5 protein-coding genes are annotated in these 3,099 nt (G+C 61.1%); 2 read left to right on the top strand and 3 right to left on the bottom strand.

Annotated elements, in window-relative coordinates:
• Both AC1DT3_RS16405 and AC1DT3_RS16400 read left to right on the top strand, forming a co-directional pair.
• On the top strand, positions 1–716 hold a 716-nt coding region (locus tag AC1DT3_RS16405), incomplete at its 5' end, for a calcium-binding protein (protein ID WP_477466307.1).
• A 168-nt stretch (positions 717–884) separates the two neighbouring features.
• Positions 885–2,051: a YihY/virulence factor BrkB family protein gene (locus AC1DT3_RS16400; RefSeq protein WP_477466306.1), complete on the top strand. Its 1,167-nt coding sequence runs from the start codon at positions 885–887 to the stop codon at positions 2,049–2,051.
• Here AC1DT3_RS16400 and AC1DT3_RS16395 read toward each other — a convergent pair.
• The 3 genes from AC1DT3_RS16395 to AC1DT3_RS16385 all read right to left on the bottom strand — a co-directional run.
• Positions 2,048–2,557, bottom strand: a complete 510-nt coding sequence (locus AC1DT3_RS16395) for a hypothetical protein (protein ID WP_477466305.1) — start codon at positions 2,555–2,557, stop codon at positions 2,048–2,050. The two genes, AC1DT3_RS16400 and AC1DT3_RS16395, sit on opposite strands and share 4 nt — an antisense overlap.
• A gap of 51 nt (positions 2,558–2,608) precedes the next feature.
• The gene (locus tag AC1DT3_RS16390; protein WP_477466304.1) at positions 2,609–2,854 is read right to left on the bottom strand and encodes a hypothetical protein; all 246 of its coding nucleotides are present in this window, start codon (positions 2,852–2,854) and stop codon (positions 2,609–2,611) included.
• Positions 2,855–2,962: 108 nt separating this feature from the next.
• The coding region (locus AC1DT3_RS16385; protein ID WP_477466308.1) for an aspartate-alanine antiporter-like transporter at positions 2,963–3,099 on the bottom strand (137 nt) is incomplete at its 5' end.

The following is a 3,099-nucleotide window of genomic DNA, read 5'->3' as shown; positions in this document are numbered from 1 at the left end:
GCGCCGACACTCTGGATGGAGGAACCGGCAATGATCGCCTCTCGGGCGGCACAGGCAACGACAGGCTTCTGGGAGGCCTCGGCAACGATCGCCTGAACGGTGCCTCGGGTAACGACACCTTGAGCGGCAGTTTCGGCAATGATCGATTGAATGGCGAATCCGGCAACGACGTCCTGTCCGGCGGCGCGGGCAACGATCGGATGGATGGCGGGTCGGGCAACGACGTCCTGTCTGGAGGGACAGGGAATGACCAGATGGACGGCCGATCGGGCAACGATCGCCTCTCAGGAAGTCTCGGCAACGACCGCCTGAATGGTGGCGCGGGCGATGACCGCCTGAACGGTGGTCGCGGCAACGACGTGCTGATCGGCAATATCGGCAACGACGTGTTGATCGGTGGAGCAGGACGAGATGCGTTCTCGTTCAGGACCGCCATTGGCGGCGACGTCGACACCGTCGCCGACTTCAGCCACGGGGTCGATCTCGTCCAGCTCGACGACGCGGTGTTCTCTGGCTTGGCGACGGGCGCCCTGGCCGCTACCGCATTTCATTTCGGTCCGAGCGCAACGACGGCCACGGAGCGCATCATCTACGACAATACGACCGGCGCTCTCTTCTTCGATGCGGATGGGAATGGCGCCATTACCCAAGTGCAGTTTGCGACGCTCTCGGGCACGCCTCAAAACATCACCAACGCCGACTTCTTTGTGATCTGACGAGCAAAAGTGACCGCGGGCGACGTCTCGCAACGCGGTCACTCCACGTCCCGGATTTGCTCGTGGTGTCTCGGTGTCGAGACAGGCTCTGCGTGACTTTGGAACCCCTGGCGGCGGCGGCTGTTACGTTTGGTGTATGTCACGCTGCAAGGACGCCGAAGACCACCCATGAGTACGATTCGAGAGCGTTCAAGCGATATCCGCTCCCCGGCTGCGTTGGCGACGTTGTGGGCGGTCCTCGCCGGTTGGGCCGTCATGAAGCTCGTGGCGCGTGACGACAGGCATCGTCCGGCGCCTCATGATGGACCTGTGGATCGCCGCAGCGGGCGCTCGGTCGCTCCGCGTCCGTCCGAGAAACAGCATGCAGTTCCCCAGGAGGCTGTGGCACAGGAGGGGCGCGGCCGCACCGCCGACACGCCGACGAAAATCCCCACTTTGGGCTGGAAGGACATTCTCTGGCGAACGTATGAGGAGTTCAACGACGACAGGATCATGTCGGTCGCCGCCGGGGTCACTTACTACGCACTGCTGGCGCTGTTCCCCGGGATCGCGGCTCTCGTATCGATGTATGGCTTGTTCGCCGATCCGTCGACCATCCAGGACCACCTCACCCTGTTGTCCGGCGTCCTGCCGACCGGCGGGCTTGAAATCATCGGCGATCAAGTGAAGCGGATCGCGTCGCATGGGGGAGGGGCGCTCGGTTTCGGGTTCATCTTCGGTTTGGTGCTCTCTCTCTGGAGCGCGAATGCCGGCATKAAATCTCTTATCGACGCGCTCAACGTCGTCTATGAGGAGGATGAAAAGCGAAGCTTCGTGAAGCTCAATCTCATATCGCTGACGTTCACACTGGGCGCAATCGCGTTTCTGCTGGTTGCGATCGGCGCGGTGATCGTTCTTCCGATCGTCCTTGATTTCGTCGGACTTGGCACCGGAAACGAATGGTTTCTGTCGATCGCCCGGTGGCCCGCTCTTCTGACATGTGTCGTGCTCGGTTTGGCGGTCGTCTTTCGCTACGGCCCCAGTCGGGACAAGGCCGAATGGAAATGGGTGAGCGTGGGCAGTCTCGTCGCAGCCATTCTTTGGCTCGTCGTTTCGATGCTCTTCTCTTGGTATGTCGCGAGTTTCGGAAACTACAACGAGACGTACGGCTCGTTGGGTGCCGTCATCGGATTCATGACCTGGATCTGGATCTCGACGACGATCATCCTTCTCGGCGCCGAGATCAACGCCGAGATGGAACATCAAACCGTGGCGGACACCACGGAAGGTCGAGACCAGCCACTCGGCGCCCGCGGGGCGCAGATGGCCGATACGGTTGGAGTGAGTAAAGCCTAGCGGTCGTCCTTTTTGGCTTGTGCGACCTTGCCTGCTTGAGAAACGCGGCCCTTGTGCATCGGGCTGCCGATATCCGCGGTCTTGGCGTTTTCCTTCCGCTTCATGCCCCTGCTGGCAGTCGTGCCTGAAGCGGGGTTCTTTCCCGTGGCCGAGGAACGTTTGAGATCGAGGGCCTGGCGTGCGCTCTGTTGCAGGCGTTTCTTGGCGTTGCGACGGGCATGCTCGTTGTTCAGACGGGTGACCGCCTCGCCGAGGATGGAGGCGCGCCTCGTCAACCCACGCTCGCCTTCCGCGGTGGTCGTCCGGCCGTGTCCCTGACGCCGCAAGTCGCGACGCCGATCATTCGCCTGGGTGCGTACGCGGTCGCGGCGTTCGCGCACCAGCTTGATGACCTTCGTGAACTCATCCGTCTCCAGTTCGGAGAGGGCGGGATAATGTGTCTGTTGGACGAGATCGAATTCGTCGCTCGTCAACGTGTGACGTTCGGATTTTCTGGATGTCGCCATTGCACTCGTTATCCTTCTTCGCCTCGATCGGGGTTGTACCGACTGCTCGGGTCACATCCCGACAGAATCGCGCACACATTTGTTGGTGAAACTCGTCTTGGCGGCGCCGTTCAGCTTCTTTTCCGAAGCTTGCGTGTCGCAAGAGGTTTTCATGTCCCGCTCGCACTTGGTCATGAAGCTTGTCTTTGCCGCGCCCGCGAGCTTTTTGTCGGTCGCTTGCGTGGTGCACGATGTCTCTGCGGCCATGGCGCTTCCGGCGCCGAGCATCAGGAGCATGGCGATTGCGAAGGTCTTCATAGTGCGGTCTCCATTCGGGTTCTTGCTCATGGAAGTGAGGGTTTATGGAAGTGAGCGCTCATGGAAGTTAGGGCGAGCTTTGCGGCCGGCAACGGATCGCCCGGCGCGTCAGGCCAGCATCATCACGATGATCATCCCCCAGATGGTCAAAAGCGTGTTGCTGATGGCATAGGTGACCGTGTAGCCCAAACCCGGGATCTGACTCTTCGCGCGTTCGTTGATCATGCCGAGGGCGGCCGTTGTCG

This window comes from Microvirga sp. P4_G7 (assembly GCF_056401005.1).
Note: the sequence above shows the minus strand (reverse complement) of the source record. Positions and strands in the feature narration are given on the sequence as shown.

Excerpts from the sequence above, each read along its gene's own strand:
- AC1DT3_RS16395 (WP_477466305.1), bottom strand. The coding sequence starts at position 2,557 with ATGGCGACATCCAGAAAATCCGAACGTCACACGTTGACGAGCGACGAA.
- AC1DT3_RS16390 (WP_477466304.1), bottom strand. The coding sequence starts at position 2,854 with ATGAAGACCTTCGCAATCGCCATGCTCCTGATGCTCGGCGCCGGAAGC.